The organism is Terriglobales bacterium (genome assembly GCA_035543055.1).
In the GTDB taxonomy this organism is placed as follows: Bacteria; Acidobacteriota; Terriglobia; order Terriglobales; family Acidobacteriaceae; genus JAIQFD01.
The window spans coordinates 1-4,142 of the sequence record DATKKJ010000221.1; the positions used below are offsets into that span (position 1 = coordinate 1).

The window sequence follows — 4,142 nt, forward strand, 5'->3', positions numbered from 1 at the left end:
GAAGGGCTGGCTGAGGGCAAGGTCCAGCAGGCCTGGATCGCCGAGCAAGTGCCGCAGTGCGGGTACTGCCAGTCAGGGCAGATCATGACCGCAGCGGCGCTCCTGGCCAAGTCGCCAAGGCCGACCGACGCCCAAATCGACGACGCCATGTCGCCCATCCTGTGTCGCTGCGGGACCTATCAGCGGATCCGGGCGGCGATCCACCGCGCCGCCGCGGGAGGTGCCCGATGAAAACCTCTCGTCGCGAATTCATCAAGGTCAGCGGCGCCGCCGGCGCCGGCCTGGTGCTTGCGTTTCATCTGCCCTCCAGCCTGCAGGCCCAATCCGCCGCCAAGTCTTTCGCTCCGAATGCCTGGTTGCGGATCGATCCTTCGGGAAAGGTGACGATCACCTGCCACAAATCGGAGATGGGCCAGGGCGTGCGCACTTCGCTGCCCATGATGGTTGCCGAGGAACTGGATGTCGACTTCTCGAAGGTGGTCGTCGAGCAGGCGATGGCCGATCCGAAATATGGTCAGCAGTTGACCGGTGGCAGCACCAGCGTCCGTACCACGATGGAGAAGCTGCGCACCGCCGGGGCTACCGCACGTGCCATGTTGGTGGCGGCAGCAGCCAAGGAATGGGGCGTTCAGCCATCCGCGTGCCACACCGAGCCCGGTTTTGTAGTCGGGCCCGCGGGCAAACGCGCCGGCTACGGGGCGCTGGCCGAGGCAGCCGCCAAGCTGCCCGTTCCCAAGGACGTGAAACTCAAAGACCCCAAGGAGTTCAAGGTCATGGGGCGGCCACTGCCCCGGACCGATGTCGCCGACAAGGTGAACGGCAAGGCCGTGTTCGGCATCGACGTACGCATGCCCGGCCTGCTGGTGGCCACCATCGCCCGCTGCCCCGTCTTTGGCGGCAAGCTGGCGAAATTCGATGCCACCAGGGCGAAGGCCGTTTCCGGTGTCAAGCATGTGGTCCAGGTGCCGAGCGGCGTCGCGGTGGTTGGCGATTCGTTCTGGTCGGCACAAAAGGGCCGCGAGGCTTTGCAGGTCACCTGGGATGAAGGTCCCCACGCTGCCTTAAGCAGCGCCGGCATCCGCGACCGCTTCGTGGAGCTTGCCAAGGGGCCTGCACAGCTGGGTCAGAAAGAGGGCGACGCCACCTCCGCCTTGGCTCAAGCCACTCACAAGCTGGAGGCGAGTTACGAGGTCCCGTTCCTGGCGCATGCCACCATGGAACCGATGAACTGCACGGCCAGCGTCAAGCCAGGCAACATCGAGGTCTGGGCGCCGACCCAGTTTCCGGAGATGCTGCGCGAGACTGGATCGGGCCTGCTCGGCGTCAAGCCGGAGCAGATCAAGGTGCACATCACCTACCTGGGAGGCGGATTCGGGCGCCGCGCCGAGGCGGACTACGCCCTCGATGCGCTCGCGGTGTCGAAAGAGATCGGCGCTCCGGTGAAGGTGGTCTGGTCCCGCGAAGATGACATGCAGCACGATTGGTATCGTCCCGCGAGCCTGCATCTTCTGGCCGGAGGTGTGGATGCTAACGGCAAGCTGGTGGCCTGGAAGCACCGCGTGGTGGCGCCTTCCATCGGCGGCCAGCGCGGCTGGGTCAAGGAAGGAGCGCTCGACGAAGACGCCCTGGAGTGCGCGGTAAAGACTCCCTACGCCATCCCCAACGTCCTGGTGGAATATGTGATGGCGAACACCGGAGTGCCCGCCGGCTGGTGGCGCTCGGTCTATTCGTCGCAGAATGTGCTGGCCACCGAATGCTTCATGGACGAGCTGGCGGCGGCAGCCAAGCGCGATCCCCTGGAGTTCCGCCTGGCCTCGGCCAATGTGCGCACCGCCGGAGTCTTGAAGCTGGCCGCCGAGAAAGCTGGATGGGGCAAGCCCCGGGCTGGGCGCTGGCAAGGCATCGCGGCGGCATTCTCTTTCGGCAGCTACGTCGCGCACGTGGCCGAGGTTTCGATGGACGGCAACCTGCCCCGGGTCCACCGGGTGGTTTCAGCGGTGGACTGCGGCCTGTACGTCAATCCCGCCATCATCGAGGCGCAGGTCATGAGCGCGGTAGTGTACGGACTCTCCGGGATGCGTTCGGCCATCACTGTGCAGAACGGCCGCGTGCAGCAGAGCAACTATCACGATTTCGAGATCCCCCGCATGAATGAGGTGCCGGCGGTCGAGGTGCACCTGGTGAAGAGCAGCGAGAAACCAGGCGGGATTGGCGAGCCCGGGCTTCCGCCCCTGGCCCCGGCGGTGCTGAATGCGATGGCGGCAGCGACCGGAAGGCGGTCCAGGAAGTTGCCGCTCACCGCATGAACGGATAGAAACCGGTACTGCATTACAATGTGACGATGCTCTCCGCTACCGACACCCGGCAACTGGCCCAGGAACTCGACCAGGTGGCCGAGGGCGTCAGCTCGGTCGAGCAGCTGATGAGCATCGTGGTGGCGCGGCTGCGGGAGCGGCTCCCGCGCTACGACTGGGTCGGCTTCTACATGATCGAAAAGGGCCGAGGTGGACAGCCCGACATGCTGGTGCTCGGGCCCTACATCGGCGCCGCCACGGCCCACAAGCGGATCCCGCTCGACCAGGGCATCTGCGGCGCGGCCGCCAGCAGCGGCGAGACGGTAGTGGTGGATGACGTCAGCAAGGATCCACGCTACCTCGCTTGCTCGATCCAAACCAAGTCCGAGATCGTGGCCCCGGTGTACGTCAAGGGGAAGGTCGTCGGCGAGCTCGACATCGACAGCCACACGCCCGCCGCCTTCAGCGCCGATGACCGCCGCCTGGTGGAGCACTGCGCGGAACTGGTGGGTCGCTACCTGGAAAAGACGACCGCATGAGACAGGTCGTCGCCGCGCTGTTCCTGCAGGACAACAAGATCCTCATCTGCCAGCGCACCCGGCATCAGTCCATGCCCCTGAAGTGGGAATTCCCCGGAGGCAAGATCGAGCCGGGCGAGCAGCCCCACGAAGCCCTGGTCCGCGAGCTCGAGGAAGAACTCGGAGTGGTGCCCGTGGTCGGGCCCGAGGTCGCCCGCATCAAGCATACCTACCGCAACGGGGCGGCGGTGAATTTGCGCTTCTACCTGATCGAGAGGTACGAGGGCGAGATCGACAACCGCATCTTCCGGGACGTGCGCTGGGTCGAGCGCCCCGAGCTTCCCACCTACGACTTTCTCGAAGCCGACCTGGAACTGGTTCGCGACCTGGCCACCGGCAAGATCGTTTGAGAGTCATTGCCCCCGCAGGGTGTAGAACCACGCGATCGTCAGCCCGATCATCACAACCGCAGTGGTCCAAGCGATCACATTGAACGCCCGGGAGTTGGTGTGCTTGCCCATCAGCTCGGGCTTGTTGATCAGCAATATCATGAAGATCAGCACGAACGGCAGCACCATGCCGTTCACCACCTGCGACAGGACGCTGAGCTTGACCAGCGGGACCTTGGGGCTGAGGATGACCGCCGCTCCGGCGATCAGCAGGATGGTGTACAGCCAGTAGAAGAACGGCGCCTCTCCGAACTTCTTATCCACGCCCGATTCAAAGCCCAGCCCTTCGCACACTGTGTACGCCGTCGAGAGCGGCAGGATCGAGGCCGCGAACAGGGAGGCATTGAACAGCCCGCCGGCGAACAGGATGTAGGCGTAGTCGCCTGCCAGGGGGCGCAACGCCTGGGCGGCATCGGCCGCGCTCTGGATATTGTGGAGCCCATGGACGTACAGGGTCGCGGCACAGACCACGATGATGAACCACGCGACGATCGGAGCGAAGATCGAGCCCACCAATACGTCCAACCGCGAAGCCGGGTACTCGCGCAGACTCACGCCCTTTTCCACGATCGACGCCTGCAGGTAGAACTGCATCCAGGGAGCGATGGTCGCTCCCACGATGCCGACCACAAGGTAGATGTACTCGGAGCTGTTGAAGACCTTCGGAGCGGGCGGCCGGACTGTCCCTACCAGCGCTTCCGTCCAGCTCGGACCCGAGATCACGCCCGCGATGATGTAAGCGATGTAGAAGAACGAGGCGAAGAGGAAGATCTTCTCGACGCTTTTGTAGTTACCTTTGACCACCAGCAGCCAGACCAGCGCCGCTGCGATCGGCACGCTGACATATCGCGGGACGTGAAACAACTCCATGCTGGTGGCGA

General features: G+C 64.6%; 5 protein-coding genes. 4 read left to right on the plus strand and 1 reads right to left on the minus strand.

Annotated elements, in window-relative coordinates:
* The 4 genes from VMS96_14370 to VMS96_14385 all read left to right on the plus strand — a co-directional run.
* Positions 1-231, plus strand: a 231-nt coding sequence (locus VMS96_14370) for a 2Fe-2S iron-sulfur cluster-binding protein (protein ID HVP44612.1), incomplete at its 5' end; no start/stop codon positions are given.
* Complete coding sequence (locus VMS96_14375) at positions 228-2,306, plus strand: molybdopterin cofactor-binding domain-containing protein (GenBank protein ID HVP44613.1); 2,079 nt, start codon at positions 228-230, stop codon at positions 2,304-2,306. The genes VMS96_14370 and VMS96_14375, both read left to right, overlap by 4 nt.
* 35 nt (positions 2,307-2,341) lie before the next feature.
* Positions 2,342-2,833, plus strand: coding sequence for a GAF domain-containing protein (locus tag VMS96_14380; GenBank protein ID HVP44614.1), 492 nt, complete (start codon positions 2,342-2,344; stop codon positions 2,831-2,833).
* Entirely contained in the window at positions 2,830-3,222 is a 393-nt protein-coding gene (locus VMS96_14385; GenBank protein ID HVP44615.1) for a (deoxy)nucleoside triphosphate pyrophosphohydrolase, read from the plus strand. The genes VMS96_14380 and VMS96_14385 overlap by 4 nt, the downstream gene beginning before the upstream one ends.
* Before the next feature lie 3 nt (positions 3,223-3,225).
* Here the strand turns inward: VMS96_14385 and VMS96_14390 are convergent.
* The coding region (locus VMS96_14390; protein ID HVP44616.1) for a divalent metal cation transporter at positions 3,226-4,142 on the minus strand (917 nt) is incomplete at its 5' end.

Coding starts and splice junctions, on each gene's coding strand:
- VMS96_14380 (HVP44614.1), top strand. CDS start 2,342: ATGCTCTCCGCTACCGACACCCGGCAACTGGCCCAGGAACTCGACCAG.
- VMS96_14385 (HVP44615.1), top strand. CDS start 2,830: ATGAGACAGGTCGTCGCCGCGCTGTTCCTGCAGGACAACAAGATCCTC.
- VMS96_14375 (HVP44613.1), top strand. CDS start 228: ATGAAAACCTCTCGTCGCGAATTCATCAAGGTCAGCGGCGCCGCCGGC.